This is a genomic window from Bariatricus sp. HCP28S3_A7 (assembly GCF_052066375.1).
In the GTDB taxonomy this organism is placed as follows: domain Bacteria; phylum Bacillota; class Clostridia; order Lachnospirales; family Lachnospiraceae; genus Allocoprococcus.
The window spans coordinates 1-17,422 of record NZ_JBQHSG010000028.1 but is presented as its reverse complement, the minus strand read 5'-3'; the positions used below and the strand labels follow the sequence as shown (position 1 = coordinate 17,422).

The following is a 17,422-nucleotide window of genomic DNA, read 5'->3' as shown; positions in this document are numbered from 1 at the left end:
TATCTTTTGTGATTTGTCAGAATTTGTATTTCTACCAATTTGCCCGTTTAAATAAACATTTTTTCTAGCAGTAGTCTTTTAATCATTTTGAGCTTCTCAAGCTTACGCTGATGAAGGGTGATAAGGTTGTCGAGATTTGAAAAATATTCGCCAATCTTCCCCTGCTCAGCAATAGATGTGATTGGCACTTCGACATCTTTGATTGCTCCTATTGGAAGTTGTTTTAATGCTGAACCCGTTTGTCTTTTTAATAATTCATTTTGTCCTGTCCAAGATAACAAATACTGAATCAGAAATTTTCCATATAATTCACTTTTGTCAGTGCGCAATATTGCTAATTGAGAATTAATGTTCCACCCTGAATTATCAGTATTTACGTAGCCTAGTGCGCCTAAGGAACCTCTAACAGCAATCACAATATCATCTTCATGCAAGTGACCAGATGTAAGTTTGGAATGTTTTTCGGGAGTAATATAACTTGCTCCATCAAGGGATAGTTTTCCATCCTTTAAATTTCCGCCTGTAAGAAAAGGTATTCCACTACCGCTATCAGTCATATCAGATGATTTTGGATAAGCCTCTCCATAGTTGCCATCTGTGAAAAATGTATTTGTTGCTCCCAGCTTACGCTGTTCCCAATCGTAATTCCCACTCTACCATGCATGTTTTCCTGTAGCTAGCAAGCTGTCGATATCTATAAAAGCATTTTCAATTCGTTCTGTATGATATCCCCAATAATTATCATAAACAGCTTGAGTAATCCCCTTCTCATCCCATTCTTTTAAGACATCACCAGTTTTTTCCCCTCGATAGGATGCATAATATTCTAAAAGATACATAAAAAATTTCATTTCTTCTGGCATAACGTTTCTTACTCTCCTCTAATATAAATGGAATTTCTTGGATCCCCAGTAATTTTCTCTGCTTCCCACATTTCAAATATGGCTCCCGCTCCGAAGGAAGTCAGGCCATTCTCTTCATTTTCCAACATTTCATGTGTTTCTGAGAATACAAATTCTCTTAACGCATCCATTTGGCTATATCCGTATTTATCAATAATCATCTGAACAACTTCACCATTATAGTAATCGATAATTTCCGGTTCTAATCGCTTCATACATTTTTCGCCTCCACAAATTTCAATAATTTAAGTGCTCTCTCTGTTCGAAAAGCATATTGATCTTTTAGTTTTTGAGGAAGAAGCAAACGAATCGCAACATCCTCAGGGAAATATCCTTTCAGATAGTTATTTATAGTTCGAATAGTCTGGTCGTTTGCAACAGGCCCGATTACAATATCATATTCTTCATCCAACAATTTACCAGTTCTATTTGCTGCAATATATCTGAGCCACTCTTTATTTGTAGCTTCAAAAATCAAGACTCTCACTTTTTCCGCCATTTCATCATCAACCTCATAGACTGATACAAGCGGTGTTCCTATTTTACGGTTACTTGTCGTACGCAAAGCCCATTTTTTTGCCTGTTCAAAATCACTGGTTAAGTAAAATCCAGCTTCAAAATCCAATAGTCTTTTAGTCGGAATCAGTTTGAGATCATTTACCTCCACATTACTTCCGTGGTATAAAGTCATAACAAACTCCTTCTTTCTTTACTTGCTTTTCTCTACTTAATAAACTAAACTATATGCTCAATTCCCATTCATAACGTAACATGGTACCTCGCTACAAATACATATTTTTCTAAACAAACATTTTTTCAAGCATGGCTTTCTTAATATTTTGCAATTTTTCCAATTTACGCTGATGAAGGGTGATAAGGTTTTCCAGGTTTGAAAAATACTCTCCAATTTTCTTCTGTTCAGCATATTCAGGCATCAACGTTTCGACTGCGTTTATTGTTGCCTTTGATAAACTCGGAATTCCAGTGGACTCATCTTTTGCTTTCCAATTAACATTTTGAAAAATATCAAAAACAAAATTCAAATCATATTTATCTCGTGGAACCGCGTAAAACAAGGTGTCTACAGTCCAAAATGGAGCCCGCAATATGTACGGATTATCTATTGTTCCTTTTCTTCCAATACCAATAGCATCTTCATCATCGGACAATGCTTCATTAATCGAAAGCATATATCCACCAGTTCCATACACTGGAATATCCCCTTCTTCTAGATGTTTATAATCTCTTCCGCTACGAACATCGACAACATCACCCAACTTACGCTGTTCCCAATCATCAGTAAATCCAGTAAATCGAATTTCTGGTTTCACCTCACCATTTTGAGGAATCATTTTTTCAAGCATAGATTTTTTAACACTTTTCAGCTTATCAAGCTTACGCTGATGAAGGGTGATAAGGTTGTCGAGATTTGAAAAATATTCTCCAATTTTTGCTTGTTCTTTTGATTTCTTGGGATAATTTACATTTAACCCTTCAATACCTTTTTTAGTCAATTGTGGTTGTGCACTTCCAAAACTCATAAATGAGATCTGATTTTGCCCTTTATCAGATTTCATAAACTGATACAAATATGATGTATTAATACTTACCTTTTTTCTTAAAATCAGCATCCCTGAATTTATTCTTACATATGGCACAATCCTTTGAATATCAGCACTATACCATGCTATGTGTCCCAATGACCCCCTTGAAGTTATTACTATATCATCGTCAATTAGTTTTCCATTTCCCATACTATCTGACTTTTCTTCCGAAATAAATTGGTTAGTATCAAACGAAAATCCATCGGTAGTTACATTTGAAGCATTTAAAAACAAAGTGTGGCCATTTGTATCAAAATCTGTTTCTTTAGGATAGTTTTTTCCTCTATCTCCATCTAATACATCTACAATATCTGATAACTTACGCTGTTCCCAATCATCAGTAAACCCAGCAAACCGAATCTGTGGTTTTTTCGTCTTTTTCCCCATTTTACTCACCCCCAAGCAGCGCTTTCAAACTGGCAAGCCCCATCATATCAAACTCATTTCCCGTAAGTTCATCTGTCATCCTTATCAACTCTCTTTCAGTTTCTTCGATTTCTTCCTCAATATCGTGAAGAGTCGTAGAATACTTGTCCGCAAGAGATTGTACTTTTTTAACAAGATCTGCCACAATTTGCTCCGGCAGGTTATGTAAATCACTGATTAACGGTTTAATCCATTTTTCACTCAATAGTTTTTCTTCCTGCTCATCAGAAAGTTTTTCTATCGTTTCTTTCGTTTGAATAAGAAGCCGCGATGTTAATTCCTTGATTTCCTTTTTAATTTCTTTTTCTTCTTTGCTTAGATTGCCATATTGCTCTAATACCGCTTTCAATGCCCGTTCTTCTTCATTTTCCGCTTTTCTTAACTCTTTTAACTTTACGGTAACTCCCTTAGCATTAAAAGCGTCCTGATTTTCATTTAAAATATCGCTTTCTTTATCTTCTTCGGAAAGATTTTCAATCAATTCCTCATACATGGATGTAATCTCAGCAAGTCGTTTTTCATTTTCTGTAATTACAGACAAGCGATCCGGCAAAAGCACTTTTTGTACCAGCTCAAATGGCAAAATTCTTCCTTTCCATCCTTCCTGAATCTCTTTATCCTTCTTCATGACCATGTTTGGTTCTACAACCTTGATTGCTTCTCGCCCTTCTGTCCCAATCACATCAAAATCAATTGCAATCTCAGTCCACTTATCATCGAGTATCTGGTATGCCTTGTATTTGTCAATTAACGGAATGTCGTGAAGTCGCTTAAAAATCTGATTTCCTATTTCTTCCTTTTCTTTGCCCGCCTGTAAGGATTCCATATTTTGAATCAATCTTTCTTTTAATAAGTCTTCGAAATCCATAAAACAATTTGCGAAATTATTTTTAAACACTTTAATATCTTCGTTTTCTACAATAATTTTTTTTACATCTTCACATCTGAGCGAAGAATATGGAGTACCGTTACTCATAAAAAGGCTCTCACGAAGACTCGGAAATGCTTGCCAATATCTTTGCAGCTCGTCAATCTCTGAATTTGGAATCCCACCCATCAAACTTGCATAGATATCCCAACTTTCTGCTTTCTCTGAAGAGTCCACATAGCGCGGAATATTAAGATTATAATCATTTGCACGGATTTCTTCTCTGCTGACCACTTTCGAAAACTTTTCAATTGTCTTCCTTTCAAAATAAGCATCTACGATTCTCTTAATATCTGATGCTTGAAGCTTATTATTTTTTCCCTCCTTAACAAATCCCTTTGATGCATCAATAATCAAAACATCTTTATTTTCCCGTTTTTGTTTCAACACCATAATGATTGTCGGAATGCCTGTCCCGAAAAAAATGTTCGCCGGAAGCCCGATAATTGCATCAATATGATTCTTTTCGATCAGATTTGTCCGTATTTTTTCTTCTTCTCCACCACGGAACAAAACACCATGTGGAAGCACAATCGTCATAATTCCATCTGGTTTAATATGATAAAGATCATGAAGAAGGAAAGCGTAATCTGCTTTGCTCTTCGGTGCCAATCCATATTCACTATATCGCGGATCAGACTCCTTTCCGTCCGGTGTCCACTGTTGCGAATAAGGTGGATTTGACACAACTGCATCTACACGAAGCACCGGTGGATAACTGTCAAGATCAATCGGCCAGTCGTCCTCCAATGTATCCGCATTCCTTGTAAACAAATTTGAGGGATTAATTCCTCTCATAATCAAATTCATTCTGGTCAGGTTATACGTACTTTCTTTTAACTCCTGCGCATAATACTGTATACAGTCGCGGTTCATATATTTCGACACACTTTGTCCAATATTAATGAGAAGAGAACCTGAGCCGGAAGTCGGATCATAGATTGCGATCCGTTCTCTGTCTTTCAGATGCTCCGCGACAATTTCAGACATTAACACGGATACTTCATGAGGAGTATAGAATTCCCCCGCTTTCTTCCCGGCGTTTGCAGCGAAATTTGAAATCAAATACTCGTAGATAAATCCCAGAACGTCATATCCCTGTTTTTCATCCATAGGAATATCTTTTATCAATTGAATCAAATCACTAATTGCCTTCGTTCTTGCGTTACTAGTTTCACCCAGTTTAGAAAGCCCCGTCTGAAGTGTATCAAAAATTCCATCAAAAACATTTTTATGCGACTCATTGATCAGTCTGTCAAATGCAGATAATGCATCAGTTACATTTGATACATCAAAATTCTTTCCCATACCAAGCCAGGTCGAAAACAGATTCTTGTAAGAAATGAAATATCCCAGGCTTCTCCTGCACTGGTTTACAGTCTCAGTATCTTCCTCGACCAATTCAACAAAATCTTCCTCTTCCCAGTCATTTTTCTTCAGGAAATCCACTTCTCTATCAGAAAGGAATTTATAAAAAATAAAGCCAAGAATATAGTCTTTGTATTCATTAGCTTCAATTTTTGATCTCATTTTATTTGCAGATTCCCAAATACGGGAAGCTAATTGTTGTTTGTTCATGGAAAACTCCACCTCTCTACAGAATTATTCTTTTAATAACCACATTGTATCACACTTTTCCTCTAGGTAGGATACGAAATGCTTCTCCCAATTTTTCCACCTTTCAAATCATTCCGTATCACTTCAAGCCCTCCGATTGAAACACAGAATTTCGGATTATGTGCACAGCATTGTTCATACACATACTCCAGTTCAAACCATTCCACCGCATCCAATTCCTCTTCCTGCAGTATCAGTTCTGAAATATCTATCGGTTTTTCGTATATAAATACAAATGCAATCTCGTTATCCCGGAACATTTTTCCATAGAATTCTGTTTCATATTGAATTTTGAAAGTATCCACGAAACGGAGTTCTTCTTTGTCGGCTGTGATGCCCAGTTCTTCTCGAAGCTCCCTCAGTGCGGAATCAAGCGGCTCGTCTCCGGCCTGAATATGTCCCGCAGAAGAGGTATCGAATTGCCCCGGGAACGAATCTTTCTTCAAAGAGCGCTTCTGCAGCAGCACTTCTATTTTTTTCCCATTCCTGTGGATGATCCAGACATGTGCCGTGCGATGTCGAATTCCTTCCGAGTGAGCTTTCGCTCTTTCCACCGTCTCTCCTGTGGGATTTCCATATTCATCTACAATGTCTACAAATTCCAAACTGTTGTCACCTCTTATCATCTTTTACCTGAATGCAAAAATCATCATAAGTATAAAACCAATCGGAGGACAAATAAGTCCCAGAACAATCGCCAGTACAAGCAAAATCCCATCTCCGCTTTTTTGGCTAGCGGCTTCCATAACGCCGTTCGTCACAAACAACTGCACCTATTTCCAAAATAATTCTTAGTCCTCCTGCTAGATTATTCTTTCGCGTAATGATATTATACCACACTTTCACCTTAGAAAGAATCAGAATGTCCTTAACACAAATTTTATATACAGCGGAAGTGCAAGAACCTATCCTGTCCTGCCCACATTATAGTCTCCCAGCTTGATTGCACTATTTACATGGTGTTTTTCAGGGTGGTTAAGAAGCGTTTTTGTGCTTCCTTACAAATAGTATTCTACGGCTTTCTATGGATTAAGTCGTTCCCCAAAGAATGGACAAAAAGTACAATGGGAATGGCCTTTTGAGACAATAAAAAATGCACCACCGTAAAGATGATGCACTCTGCATGGTTAATCTATATTGAAATTAAACTTTTCAAACCATCTGTGAAAAACTCTTTCTCAGTTTGAAACAAATCCCTCTTTATTTCATAAAATAATTTGTTATATGTACTTTCTCCATCAGACTTCTGCAAAATAAACATGATTTTCTGCGGTCTTGAGCAATAATCTGTAATGGAATTATTTAATAGAGTAGTAGGGATTGGTGATTTTGTTCTATCCACCTTATTTGTTCCCTTTATCCTTATCCTCGAATCATAACCCATTACTCCATTCATATTACCCATAGCCATTTCAAAATCGTTATCCCTCGTTATCAGATTCTTTTCACCAATTTTATAGCACTTACTATTTCGCAAATCCAGCATTTGTTCCATAATAGCCACTTTTGAATACAACTTGTTTTTTCATTTTCTCATCATAAAAGATTCTCACAAGAAGAATATCTCCGCCGCACCCTTCAACAGCTGTTCGGATGCCTGCAATCAGAGCCGTAGGAAGATGCTTGTCTTGCTCCGATATATATTCCGGATATACTTCCTGAAGCTCTTTCAGAACAACTTTCTGGGCAAAATCGGTAACTTTATATAGCCGCTTTTATCGGATATTTTCAAAGTCTTAAACAGTGTCTCCGAATTACAGGAACGGTCGTAATATGCTGCAAGCATATTTGCTGCCATAGATTTTCTGAAACGCCTCGGCCTGCTGACACAGATAAAGCCCTCTTCTGTTCCCAGCACACTGTTCACATATTCGATCATTTCCGTTTTATCGCCATAAATACGGGATCGCAAAGCCCTTTTAAATCCTTCATTTCCCGGATTCAGATAATGTCCCATATCTATTTATTCTCCTTCCTATTCCCTGCTGTTACACCGATGCCGTCTATGCATCTCCTTATTGGCTCAATATTTCCAGCAGCTTTTCTGAATCATCCGCAGCTTTCACTTTATCATTTGCCATGATGATGATACCGTTCTCATCAATCAGATAGGTTGTGCGTACCACTCCCATGGAAACTTTGCCATAATTCTTCTTCTCTTTCCAGACATCATAAGCCTCGATTACCTTCCGCTCCGGATCAGACAGAATCGTAATGGAAAGATTCTGCTTTTCTTCAAAACGTTTGTGACTTACCACAGAGTCTTTGCTGACGCCTAACACGATTGCACCTTTTTCTTCAATCTGAGGCAGCAAGGCAGAATACCCACACGCCTGTTTAGTACAGCCCGGAGTATTATCTTTCGGATAAAAATATAAGATCACTTTTTTCCCTCTGTATTCTTTTAAACTATGATTCTTGCCATTCTGGTCCGGAAGCGTAAAATCCGGAGCTGTTGTTCCTGTTTCCAACATAATTCTTAGTCCTCCTGTAAGATTATTCTTTTGCGTAATGATATTATTCCATGATTTCACCTAAGAAAGGATCAAAACGTCCTTAACAAAAATGCCATATACAGCGGAAGTGTCAGTATCTGTCCTGACCTGCCCACATTATAATCTCCCAGCTTGATTGCACTGTTTACATGATATTTTTCAGGGTGTTTAAGAATCGTTTTTGTGCTTTTCGTGTTTCCGTTAACTGCTTTCACTTCGACCAGTGTACATTCTCCTTTGTATCGAATAACAAAATCCACTTCCAGACCGCTGTCTTTGTGGAAATAGTACAGCTTTCGCCCCATTTTTGTGAAAATATCCGCGATCAGGTTCTCAAAGATTGCGCCTTTGTATCCATAAAGATTGCCCTGCAGTATATCATATTGTGTGCCATCCTCCAACATACTGACAAACAGACCGCAATCCCGCATATAAACCTTGAATACCTCTTCCTCCGCATTTCCGTCCAAAGGAAGCTCCGTAATCGAAAGATTATAGCACCGTGCAATGATTCCTGCATCCTCAATCCATTGAAGGCTGCCTGTATACTTTGAGGCTGTTGAACCTTTCTTTATGACCGAATATTGAAATTTCTTATTCTCTTTACTGAGTTGTCTTGGGATAGACTGGAAACATTCCTTAATACGGGATTTGTCTTTTTTCTCCGCGTATTTCACCATATCATCCTCATAGGAACGAACAATATCTCTCTGTATTCGCAACACTTTGTCCATTTGTTTTGTATCTACAAAAGTTTGTACGGCATCCGGCATACCACCTACCACCGTATACTGCAAAAGCAGCTGCTTCATACGATTGTGCAGGGCATCCGGCACAGGTGTTTCCATTTCAAGATTCTTTTTCAGCATCTCAACAAGCGGCGCTCCAACCCCATTGGCCCACAGGAATTCTTCAAAATCCAGCGGATACATATCAATCACGGTTTCCGACCCTACCGGAATAGATTTTGGTTCCTTACCATATCCCTTGACTCCCAGCAGAGAACCGGTTCCTATGACATCATACCGTCCATCCATTCGGAAAAACTTTAAGGCCGTTCTCGCCTCCGGGCAATCTTGAATTTCATCCAAAACCAGAACCGTTTCACCTGCCTCAAATACTGCCGCACTTCCCAACAATGCGGACAACATCATCACAATATTATCAATTTCCAAAGAACCGGAAAACACAGAAGCATAGTCCGGATTCTCAAAAAAATTCAAATACACAACATGCTTATAATTTTTTTTAGCAAAATCCAGAACAGAGTAGGTTTTTCCACACTGACGACAACCCTTTATAATCAGTGGCTTATGATTTGCGGTATTCTTCCATTCATTCAAACTTTGTTCTATCTTTCTTTTCAGCATAGCGTTTTCATCTCCTTAACCTGTCTGACTTTTAGTATACTGAAAGATCAAATTTTTTCAAGGGAGTTTTTGGGATTCTATCAACTTTTTCAAATGACTTTTCTCTTTCCAGAAGCATTTTTCCAGCAAATATAGGGAACATCATAACTCCGTTTTGATTATATACGAAAAAAAGCACCTCTCAGATCAAAAACTCTAAGAAGTGCTCTCATTTACATTAATACAGTTTTGCTCCTGCCGGAATCTTATCATCCACCATCAGAAGATTCAGTCCTTCTTTTCCATCCTCTTCGTGTACTGCACTGATTAACATACCGCAGGAATCAATGCCCATCATCGCTCTCGGAGGCAGGTTTGTGATTGCGATACAAGTCTTTCCTACCAGCTCTTCCGGCTCATAATACTCGTGAATACCGCTTAAAATCACACGATCCACACCTGTTCCGTCATCTAAGACGAATTTCAGAAGTTTTTTGCTCTTCGGCACTGCTTCACATTCTTTCACCTTTACAGCTCTGAAATCAGATTTGCTGAATGTATCAAAATCAACCATTTCTTCAAATAACGGCTCGATTTTTACCTTGGAAAAATCAATTTTTTCTTCTGCTTTTGCTTCTTCCTGAACTGCCTTTTCCGCTTTTTCCGCTTTCTTCTCAGCGCCGCCGAGGGTTTTCATCGTCGGGATTATTGCGATTGTTCTCCCATATCCCTGCTCTTTTAAGCATAATTTATTAGTATTCAATGTTTAACTCCTTATAATAAGCTTTTTTCGGGAGATTTTACACCAATATAGCACTCATTTGATGTAAGTTTTGATGTAAATGATGTAAGCCCGAAAATTGTTAAGAGCACATATTCAATTGTAATTTTTATTATACACAGCCAAACGAATAATATCAATATGTTTGATTAAATATATCCTTATACATAGGTCCCGGCAATACGGATAAGCTCCAACATATTATGCACTGTTTCTCCTGTATTCAAAATCTTAGCTTCAAAAGGCTCCTCTCCAAAATTCATGATATGTCGCAGATTGATTGTCAGGTCTTTCTTCTCTGCAATTTTCAATATCCACTTCGCACAGTTATCTCCACCAACCGCATTGAATATTTTGCCGCTTTCATCAAATGCCAACACCATCAGTGTTTTTACACCGCCCGATAACATTTGTGGTGGGATCGGACCTAAAACCGGACTCTCTATCAAATGTGCCCCGATTACTTTTGATTTATCAACATCTGCAATCATTTCCACAGATAACTCATTCGTTATCCATTCATCTTCATATGTATTATCAAAATATGTTGGTGGGTGGTAAATAGCTTCCGGCATATCTCCCAAATATATGCTCAACATATCTCTGACCTCCTCATAGCAATCTTCTATAACTGCTATTATACAACATTTAAAAAGAAAGCCTCACAGAAATTTTATCTGCTCAGCTTTCTTTTTCTTACGATGATATATTTTCTTTTGTCTGCTTAGACCTTTCCTCCGGTTCCATTACTCATGCATTCACAACATTTTTAGGTTCGCCATTAAAATATGCTTCAAGTCCATCGAACTCAGATTTGCGGAGTTCTTTTGTTACATCTGCATAGATATTAAGAGTTGTGGAAATATCTGTATGTCCGAGTATATCCTGAATGACTTTTACATTTACCCCTGCTTCACACATTCTTGTTGTAAATGTATGCCTGAGTGTATGGCAGCTAAAGTTTGGCAAAAGCACTTCCGGTTCCTCTGATTTTTCAAACTGCTCATCATTGCAATCACGAATAATACGTTTGATGGCTTTATTTAATGTTGACTGATTCTGTGTTTTTCCAAAACGATTCAGGAAAATGAAATCCGTGTATCCATCAATCGTAACTGTGCAATGCAAATCTAAATCTGACTGTTTCTGTTTTTCCATCTCAAATGCTTCTTTCACAAAATCGAGCATCGGAACCTGTCTCATACTTGCCGGTGTCTTGGTGCTATTCACATTAAAGTAGCATCCTCTTTTACTCCCCTCTGTTCTGTGATCGTAATAAACAAGCGTATGATTTACATCAATCATTCCTTCTTCCAGATCAATATCCATCCATCTTAATCCCGTTGCTTCTCCAACTCGAAGTCCCGTTCCAACCATGACAGCAAATATCGGATACCAGTGTTCATAAACCGGGTGCGTTCTCAAATAATCCAGGAACAGTTCCTGCTCTTTCATTGTCAGTGCTTTTTTCTCGCCTGTCTGGAATGGGTGTGCCTTTTTCAGTTCTCTTAACACATTATCCGCCGGATTCTTCCTAATATAATCATCATCAACTGCTAGCTGCAATATCTGGTGTAAAACCGTATTGATATTATCAATCGTGGATGCCTTCAGATTCCTCTCATCGACAAGATAATTGTAGTATTTCTTCACATCTGATTTTCTCAATGTTGAAACTCTACGGTTTCCGATGGAAGGACCTACAAAGGTGCTATACATATATTTGTAATTTTCAAATGTATTGTTCTTCAATCCTCTTTTCAGATTCTGCCAAAGATTGTATAAGTCATCAACTGTCGTATAACGTGCTTCCGTCTTAATGCCATCGCATTTATCTTTCTGGATACGCTTCTCTTTCTCCCGAAGATCAGCTAATGTCTTTGCATAAACAAAACGTCTTTTGAGCTGTCCGTCCATCCAGCTATACTGATATGTACCATTCTTTCTCTGTACCTCTCCCGTTTTCAAAACAGTCCTTGCTTTATCTTTTCTCTTTTCAGCCATCGTACTGTCCCTCCTAAATCCTTTCGTGTGTTGCTGTATACTTATCAAGTTTCTCCCTCACGATATGGATTTTGCTTCCCATCCATATCGCAAAAGGACACCCTGCTGTTTTGGATAACTCCCGAAGTTTTCCTCTGCCGATTCCGGAATATGCAGAAGCTTCCTCGATAGTCAGCCATTTTCTTTCCCAAATCGGCGTTTCTTCCTTATTGGATATAAGTTTATTCTGATATGCTTTTACTTCCGTGAGCATTTCTTCATCATCATTTGATGAAATCAAGTTTTTCAATGTATTCATCAAAAGCCCTCCTCTTTATCAATCTGCGATTCCCCAGTCGAAGAACAAACGGGCAATCATATTGACTGGTCATTTTTCTAAGTCTTTCCCTGCCTATCCCTGAATATTCCACTGCTTCCTCTATTGTCAGGTTTGCTTTATGCCATATCGGCACATCATATCTTTTTATATCTGCTTTTTCTCTATTTGCCATAGGTTGAAGCACCTCCCTCCTGCGTGCTAGCAAATCAAATTATCTATATTGAGTACATTGCTGCGAGATACTCATCCAGTTCCTTTCTTTTAAATAATCGTTTGTTTCCATTCCAAAGAACAAACGGGCAGTATTCTGAGTCAGACATTTCTCTTAGCTTCTTAGAGCCAACACCACAGTAAGCTGCCGCTTCCTCTACAGTGAGATTTGTTTTATGCCATACCGGCACATTATATTTTGTATCTGCCATTGTTGAAGCACCTCCTTGTCTTTCGATGTCCACATCTTAATGCAAATGCAGCGATAAGCCCATGTTGCGACCGGACTCATCGCACATTTGCATTTTCGTGTTATATTGAACTCAAATTTTCCAGATACTCGTCCAGTTGTTCTCTCTTAATCAACCGCTTTGTTCCATTCCAGAGAACAAACGGACAATCTTCGGATTCTGTCATTTTCCTCAGTTTTTTCGTACCAATACCGGAATATGCCGCCGCTTCATCAACTGTCAAATTTGTCTTTTTCCATATAGGAACTTTTACCTTATTTCGCATATCGTGCCCTCTTACCTTTCTTTGAAAAACGTCTTTCCTTAACGATATAATCCCAACCGGATTGATTGCATTTATCACAATGGTCTTTGACCTTTGCAAATGGATCAAGTCTCCTCACAATGTAATCCGGATTGTGGATATAGTCATTCAGGCACTTGGTGCAAAGGCAACGGACATTTTCTTCTTTTTCCGGCTTGTACACCCATAGCCCAAACGTCTTTTTCAGCGTCGCATTGATCTGTCTTAAAAGATGTTCATCCTCAATCGTACCAATATAATCACTCAGCTCATCCTTATTTACTGTCTGGACCTGTTCCAATAAAACCATAGATGGTTTCTTCAGACCAAACTTGTCGCCCAATATAATATGCGATGGCAGGTATCTCTTTTTAATCACACTTGTAACAGCAGCCACAATCACAGTCGGTGCATTTTTGTTATAGTCGTCTGCCTGCACCACAAGCACCGGACGCTCTCCACTCTGTACGGAACCCACTCTTTCTCCAAAGTCGTAATAGAATAAATCTCCACGACTGATCATTCTTTCTTTCATATGTAAAACCTCGCTTTTCTTATCGTCTAATTTGTCATTTTCATCAGGAATGAAATAACCCTCTCACTTATTTGGAATTAAAATCGCTTTTGACACCCTATTTTCTGAAAAAGTCTCCGAATATTTTTTCGATCTTCTTCTTTGCTGCGAGAATATGTCTGTCGACAACCTGATGGGCAACGCCTTCTGCTTTGGCAATATCCCTTGCACTTATTCCATCTACATATCGCATTACCAGATACTTATGCTGCTTCTCTGTAAGCCTCGCCATAGCTGTAACAAATAAACGCATCTTTTCTTCGGCTCGTCCATTGTAATAATCGTCCATCTCCTGCTGTTCTATAAAATCAGGTACGAATACCTCTGAATGCATATTCTCAGTAGTTCCATCATCATATCCAAAGGCATCGCTATTGTTATTCTGGCGTTTTCTGTACTTATCCTCATTTCTGTTGTATGCCTGTATCGCTTTTCCCTGCTCAACAGAAAGCAATACGAATGGTATGTACTTCTTCACTTCATCTGGATATTTCTCAAACAGTTCCTGCTCTGATAATTCAGACACAATCGCCCATTTCTCCTGTCCGATATAACCTGTGTACTCGTATTTGAGGTTGATGAGTTTACAATCCTTTGCAAAAAGTTCTTTCTGCTGTGTTGCTGTATATGTATTTTTCATTTCCGTAATCTCCTTTGATCTGAATTTTTGAATTTGCTCGTTTCAAAAATTCGGAGATCACGGATACTTCGCTATTTGGCATTGCCAAACGGTATAAAACATAAAAGATCCTTTCCCGAATAAGGGAAAAGACCTAATACTGCACGAAGCATAATCGAATAAAACAGCAACAAAAAAAGCACCGTCGAATCTGGACAGCAAAGAATACTTCTATTCTTCACTTATCCGGCTTCGTACGGTGCTTGGTAGTTTAGCAAATAAATTGCTTATCTCCGCTTACTCGATTAGAAATCGTTTCGATATTTACTTGTAATATTCATCGCCTGCAATTCCTACTATATCCGTTCCTGCAGATTCTGCGGAAGTAAGCGAGATTTAAGATATGGACATTCTTGCATTTCTGACACTTCACACTCAAATGTCCGGTTGCGTCTGAAAATACTCTTTGTATCCTGAACCCACAAGTCGGGCAGAGAATATCACGCTCTTTCAGACTTTCTGCTTCTACTCTTGACAGAAGCAATCTCTTTTGTATTTCAGGTGCTACCTGAGTCTGTAACCTCATTGCGAAACACCTCCCAGATTTAACTCATTAGAAATGTACTCAAGGATATTGTGATACTCAAATAGTCCCATATCTCTCAATCTGATAACCAAGGCTGTATAAGATACTCCGATATAAGCTGCCATTCTACGGATAACTGCTTTATCCTTTGAAGTAATGGTATTATCGCCATAAACTTTTATCGGATTTGACTGATTATATTTCGCCAAGGCATTTTCAATAATTCTTCTCGGCATAAGAAGCGAAGCTCCCATTGTATCTGCCTGCCACTCAACAGACGCAAACATCTGAGCCAGTTCCTCTTTGGAATAACTACGCTCACTGTCATACTCTGCATGAAAGCGTCCTTCACTCGGCATTGCATACATCTTACTCAAGATATGATGTGACGCTTCGTGTGCCATTGTAAATCTGCGACGTCCCTGCTCCTTTTCAGCAAGAAGAAATTTATCAAGTACGATGGTATCTTTCGGGAAAACAAAGGGAATAATTTTTCCGTCCTGATGTATCAGCAGTGGTGTTGCTCCATCTGCCAGAAAACCAATCCTGCCTGCATCATCTTCTGCGAAAGAAGCGTATTCAATTCGTAACATAAGAAATTCTGTAATGAAATGTTCTATGTCGATGGATTGAATCACTCGATTGCTAAACTTATTAGCATAAGCTGTTATCAAGCCTTCGCTGATTTCTTCCAACTCGGCTCTTGACATATAAATACTCAAGTTGTGTCCACCTCCGACTCCACCTTGTCCGGCGAATGACTTCTTCCGGCAAAGTTCAGTTTTATTTCCGCACTATCCAAAATAATCAGATAGCGAATTCCTTCAAATCTTCTCATTGTTCTAATCCTCATTTATATTTTCTTGATGATATGACAGGCTACTCCCTGAATATAACAATCATCAACGATTATGTCTTTCATGGTTTTGTTTTCAGGATGCAAGATAATCTTCTTATTTGCATTATCTCGATAATAACGTTTTAAGGTATTCTGATTATCCACAAGAGCGACAACAATATCTCCCTCATTCGCTTCCACCTGTTTTCTGACAACTACAAGGTCGCCATCATCAATCCCGGCTTCAATCATCGACTGACCACTTGCTCGCAAGATAAAGAAATCTCCTTTACCGAAAATAGCTGTCGGAAGTGATACATATTCTTCAATATTTTCTTCTTCGTACTGAGGACTACCACAAGGAACTGAGCCGACGATTGGTGTCTGTGTCTGCTCTTTATTGTACTTACGGGTTACTTCTGTACTGATTTCCTGTCCATCATACTCAATCATATTTCTTTCAGACATCTCTACCAGATATTTATACGCTGTCCCTCTGGCTATTCCTACTGCTTCAGCAATCTTTGTAGTAGATGGAGATTGTCTGTATTGCAGGTAATACTCCTCGATATATTTCTTTATCTCATTCATAAGTTCAATACTCTTGCTTCTCATACCTGCACCTCAATTCTCCTTGTTTTCTATTAGAAGCAGATTGCTTTCGATAGTTCTATTATATATTATGCAATGAATTTTTCAAGAGATTTTTAACCAAAAAGAAAGAGGTGTCGCAATTTGCTAACGCCTCAATCCATCTTAATCTATTCTTCCGTTTCTTCTTCCTTACTTTCTTTTTGCTGAAGATAAAACATTGCCTTTTGTGTTTCAATTTCCGCTTTCAGTTCTTCCTCCGTCGGCAGATATAATTTGTACTTTGACGCAAAAAGCTGTTCATTTCCATGCATCACTGAATAACGTGCAATATCATCATCCGTATCTGCACATAACACAATACCGATTGTTGGATTATCTCCATCGCTGCGTTTCAATTCATCATACATACGGATATACATATCCATCTGCCCTACATCCTGATGTGTTATCTTCTCCGTTTTGAGATCAATGAGTACAAAACATTTCAGTATGTAATTGTAAAACACAAGGTCAATATAATAATCCTGTTTCTCGGTATGAATATGCTGCTGTCTTGCTACAAAAGCATATCCTTTTCCCAATTCCATTAGAAACTTCTGTAAATTTGACAGGATACTTTTTTCAAGATCGCTTTCTGTAAAATTCGTATCCTGTGAAAACCCTAAGAACTCTGCAACCACCGGATTTTTAATAAATTCCAACTTGTCATTTTGATATGATGCCATCAGTTCTTTCATCTCATTTTCTACCAATTCTTTTTTCTGTGTTTTCAACATACGGTAATAATTGCATATGGCCAGTTTTTGCGGACAGCTGGGCCACATTTTCCGGCCAGTCAGAGACACAATAAGCGGACAGTTAAATTTCAAGCCATCAAGTCTTATGCCGCGAAAGGTGCTTTACATGAGTAGCTCATGATAGGCTGTTTAGCTGAATATTATGGTGCGGCGGAGCCGCCAGTCCGATGTGGCGAGAGCCACCTGTCCGGACTAACGGAGCCACCCCATTTGTTTTGCTATTAAGTTATTTAGCCAGAGCTGGA

23 protein-coding genes and 1 pseudogene are annotated in these 17,422 nt (G+C 38.5%); all 24 read right to left on the bottom strand.

The window, feature by feature from the left end:
* Nucleotides 1–47 precede the first annotated feature (47 nt).
* A complete protein-coding gene (locus tag ACTNA4_RS13680) occupies nt 48–623 on the bottom strand; it encodes a restriction endonuclease subunit S (protein ID WP_441030603.1) in 576 nt (191 codons plus the stop codon).
* 30 nt (nt 624–653) lie between these two features.
* Entirely contained in the window at nt 654–863 is a 210-nt protein-coding gene (locus tag ACTNA4_RS13675) for a DUF3791 domain-containing protein (RefSeq protein WP_441030593.1), read from the bottom strand.
* Between the two features lie 8 nt (nt 864–871).
* Nucleotides 872–1,117: a hypothetical protein gene (locus ACTNA4_RS13670; protein ID WP_441017517.1), complete on the bottom strand. Its 246-nt coding sequence runs from the start codon at nt 1,115–1,117 to the stop codon at nt 872–874.
* Nucleotides 1,114–1,593, bottom strand: coding sequence for a DUF3990 domain-containing protein (locus tag ACTNA4_RS13665; protein WP_441030591.1), 480 nt, complete (start codon nt 1,591–1,593; stop codon nt 1,114–1,116). Before ACTNA4_RS13665 ends, ACTNA4_RS13670 begins: the two co-directional genes overlap by 4 nt.
* Before the next feature lie 109 nt (nt 1,594–1,702).
* A complete protein-coding gene (locus ACTNA4_RS13660) occupies nt 1,703–2,893 on the bottom strand; it encodes a restriction endonuclease subunit S (protein ID WP_441030589.1) in 1,191 nt (396 codons plus the stop codon).
* A gap of 1 nt (nt 2,894) precedes the next feature.
* Complete coding sequence (locus tag ACTNA4_RS13655; protein WP_441030587.1) at nt 2,895–5,438, bottom strand: type I restriction-modification system subunit M; 2,544 nt, start codon at nt 5,436–5,438, stop codon at nt 2,895–2,897.
* A gap of 62 nt (nt 5,439–5,500) precedes the next feature.
* A complete protein-coding gene (locus ACTNA4_RS13650; RefSeq protein ID WP_441030585.1) occupies nt 5,501–6,082 on the bottom strand; it encodes an NUDIX hydrolase in 582 nt (193 codons plus the stop codon).
* A 527-nt stretch (nt 6,083–6,609) separates the two neighbouring features.
* Complete coding sequence (locus tag ACTNA4_RS13645) at nt 6,610–6,981, bottom strand: PBECR4 domain-containing protein (protein WP_441030583.1); 372 nt, start codon at nt 6,979–6,981, stop codon at nt 6,610–6,612.
* Between the two features lie 165 nt (nt 6,982–7,146).
* The gene (locus ACTNA4_RS13640) at nt 7,147–7,434 is read right to left on the bottom strand and encodes an AAA family ATPase (RefSeq protein ID WP_441030581.1); all 288 of its coding nucleotides are present in this window, start codon (nt 7,432–7,434) and stop codon (nt 7,147–7,149) included.
* A gap of 58 nt (nt 7,435–7,492) precedes the next feature.
* Complete coding sequence (gene bcp, locus ACTNA4_RS13635; RefSeq protein WP_441030579.1) at nt 7,493–7,951, bottom strand: thioredoxin-dependent thiol peroxidase; 459 nt, start codon at nt 7,949–7,951, stop codon at nt 7,493–7,495.
* A gap of 71 nt (nt 7,952–8,022) precedes the next feature.
* Nucleotides 8,023–9,342 (bottom strand): ATP-binding protein, encoded by a 1,320-nt coding sequence (locus ACTNA4_RS13630; RefSeq protein WP_427820051.1) that lies wholly within the window; start codon nt 9,340–9,342, stop codon nt 8,023–8,025.
* Between the two features lie 217 nt (nt 9,343–9,559).
* A pseudogene (locus ACTNA4_RS13625) lies at nt 9,560–10,027 on the bottom strand (lysine--tRNA ligase); the annotation flags it as partial.
* 236 nt (nt 10,028–10,263) lie between these two features.
* Nucleotides 10,264–10,701, bottom strand: a complete 438-nt coding sequence (locus ACTNA4_RS13620) for a DUF4869 domain-containing protein (RefSeq protein ID WP_441030577.1) — start codon at nt 10,699–10,701, stop codon at nt 10,264–10,266.
* A 151-nt stretch (nt 10,702–10,852) separates the two neighbouring features.
* Nucleotides 10,853–12,106 carry a tyrosine-type recombinase/integrase gene (locus ACTNA4_RS13615; protein WP_441030576.1) on the bottom strand — a complete coding sequence of 418 codons (1,254 nt, stop codon included), beginning with the start codon at nt 12,104–12,106 and terminating at the stop codon, nt 10,853–10,855.
* A 13-nt stretch (nt 12,107–12,119) separates the two neighbouring features.
* A complete protein-coding gene (locus ACTNA4_RS13610) occupies nt 12,120–12,404 on the bottom strand; it encodes an excisionase (protein ID WP_441030575.1) in 285 nt (94 codons plus the stop codon).
* Entirely contained in the window at nt 12,370–12,597 is a 228-nt protein-coding gene (locus ACTNA4_RS13605) for an excisionase (RefSeq protein ID WP_441030574.1), read from the bottom strand. Before ACTNA4_RS13605 ends, ACTNA4_RS13610 begins: the two co-directional genes overlap by 35 nt.
* 43 nt (nt 12,598–12,640) lie before the next feature.
* On the bottom strand, nt 12,641–12,847 hold the full coding sequence (locus tag ACTNA4_RS13600) for an excisionase (protein WP_441030572.1): 207 nt from the start codon (nt 12,845–12,847) through the stop codon (nt 12,641–12,643).
* A gap of 100 nt (nt 12,848–12,947) precedes the next feature.
* Nucleotides 12,948–13,151 (bottom strand): excisionase, encoded by a 204-nt coding sequence (locus ACTNA4_RS13595; RefSeq protein ID WP_441030570.1) that lies wholly within the window; start codon nt 13,149–13,151, stop codon nt 12,948–12,950.
* Nucleotides 13,141–13,704, bottom strand: coding sequence for a type II toxin-antitoxin system PemK/MazF family toxin (locus ACTNA4_RS13590; RefSeq protein WP_441030568.1), 564 nt, complete (start codon nt 13,702–13,704; stop codon nt 13,141–13,143). Before ACTNA4_RS13590 ends, ACTNA4_RS13595 begins: the two co-directional genes overlap by 11 nt.
* 97 nt (nt 13,705–13,801) lie before the next feature.
* Nucleotides 13,802–14,383 carry an RNA polymerase sigma factor gene (locus ACTNA4_RS13585; protein WP_441030566.1) on the bottom strand — a complete coding sequence of 194 codons (582 nt, stop codon included), beginning with the start codon at nt 14,381–14,383 and terminating at the stop codon, nt 13,802–13,804.
* 316 nt (nt 14,384–14,699) lie between these two features.
* Nucleotides 14,700–14,948: a hypothetical protein gene (locus tag ACTNA4_RS13580; protein WP_195548621.1), complete on the bottom strand. Its 249-nt coding sequence runs from the start codon at nt 14,946–14,948 to the stop codon at nt 14,700–14,702.
* The gene (locus ACTNA4_RS13575) at nt 14,945–15,670 is read right to left on the bottom strand and encodes an ImmA/IrrE family metallo-endopeptidase (protein WP_040893137.1); all 726 of its coding nucleotides are present in this window, start codon (nt 15,668–15,670) and stop codon (nt 14,945–14,947) included. The genes ACTNA4_RS13580 and ACTNA4_RS13575 overlap by 4 nt, the downstream gene beginning before the upstream one ends.
* Nucleotides 15,671–15,801: 131 nt before the next feature.
* Entirely contained in the window at nt 15,802–16,401 is a 600-nt protein-coding gene (gene lexA, locus ACTNA4_RS13570) for a transcriptional repressor LexA (RefSeq protein WP_195548623.1), read from the bottom strand.
* 146 nt (nt 16,402–16,547) lie between these two features.
* The gene (locus ACTNA4_RS13565) at nt 16,548–17,156 is read right to left on the bottom strand and encodes a PDDEXK nuclease domain-containing protein (protein ID WP_441030563.1); all 609 of its coding nucleotides are present in this window, start codon (nt 17,154–17,156) and stop codon (nt 16,548–16,550) included.
* Nucleotides 17,157–17,422: the final 266 nt, after the last annotated feature.

Excerpts from the sequence above, each read along its gene's own strand:
- ACTNA4_RS13670 (WP_441017517.1), bottom strand. The coding sequence starts at position 1,117 with ATGAAGCGATTAGAACCGGAAATTATCGATTACTATAATGGTGAAGTT.
- bcp (WP_441030579.1), bottom strand. The coding sequence starts at position 7,951 with ATGTTGGAAACAGGAACAACAGCTCCGGATTTTACGCTTCCGGACCAG.
- ACTNA4_RS13565 (WP_441030563.1), bottom strand. The coding sequence starts at position 17,156 with ATGTTGAAAACACAGAAAAAAGAATTGGTAGAAAATGAGATGAAAGAA.
- ACTNA4_RS13630 (WP_427820051.1), bottom strand. The coding sequence starts at position 9,342 with ATGCTGAAAAGAAAGATAGAACAAAGTTTGAATGAATGGAAGAATACC.
- ACTNA4_RS13660 (WP_441030589.1), bottom strand. The coding sequence starts at position 2,893 with ATGGGGAAAAAGACGAAAAAACCACAGATTCGGTTTGCTGGGTTTACT.
- ACTNA4_RS13620 (WP_441030577.1), bottom strand. The coding sequence starts at position 10,701 with ATGTTGAGCATATATTTGGGAGATATGCCGGAAGCTATTTACCACCCA.
- ACTNA4_RS13580 (WP_195548621.1), bottom strand. The coding sequence starts at position 14,948 with ATGAGGTTACAGACTCAGGTAGCACCTGAAATACAAAAGAGATTGCTT.
- lexA (WP_195548623.1), bottom strand. The coding sequence starts at position 16,401 with ATGAGAAGCAAGAGTATTGAACTTATGAATGAGATAAAGAAATATATC.
- ACTNA4_RS13665 (WP_441030591.1), bottom strand. The coding sequence starts at position 1,593 with ATGACTTTATACCACGGAAGTAATGTGGAGGTAAATGATCTCAAACTG.
- ACTNA4_RS13605 (WP_441030574.1), bottom strand. The coding sequence starts at position 12,597 with ATGGCAAATAGAGAAAAAGCAGATATAAAAAGATATGATGTGCCGATA.
- ACTNA4_RS13675 (WP_441030593.1), bottom strand. The coding sequence starts at position 863 with ATGCCAGAAGAAATGAAATTTTTTATGTATCTTTTAGAATATTATGCA.
- ACTNA4_RS13590 (WP_441030568.1), bottom strand. The coding sequence starts at position 13,704 with ATGAAAGAAAGAATGATCAGTCGTGGAGATTTATTCTATTACGACTTT.
- ACTNA4_RS13610 (WP_441030575.1), bottom strand. The coding sequence starts at position 12,404 with ATGAATACATTGAAAAACTTGATTTCATCAAATGATGATGAAGAAATG.
- ACTNA4_RS13585 (WP_441030566.1), bottom strand. The coding sequence starts at position 14,383 with ATGAAAAATACATATACAGCAACACAGCAGAAAGAACTTTTTGCAAAG.
- ACTNA4_RS13595 (WP_441030570.1), bottom strand. The coding sequence starts at position 13,151 with ATGCGAAATAAGGTAAAAGTTCCTATATGGAAAAAGACAAATTTGACA.
- ACTNA4_RS13640 (WP_441030581.1), bottom strand. The coding sequence starts at position 7,434 with ATGGGACATTATCTGAATCCGGGAAATGAAGGATTTAAAAGGGCTTTG.
- ACTNA4_RS13615 (WP_441030576.1), bottom strand. The coding sequence starts at position 12,106 with ATGGCTGAAAAGAGAAAAGATAAAGCAAGGACTGTTTTGAAAACGGGA.
- ACTNA4_RS13655 (WP_441030587.1), bottom strand. The coding sequence starts at position 5,438 with ATGAACAAACAACAATTAGCTTCCCGTATTTGGGAATCTGCAAATAAA.
- ACTNA4_RS13600 (WP_441030572.1), bottom strand. The coding sequence starts at position 12,847 with ATGGCAGATACAAAATATAATGTGCCGGTATGGCATAAAACAAATCTC.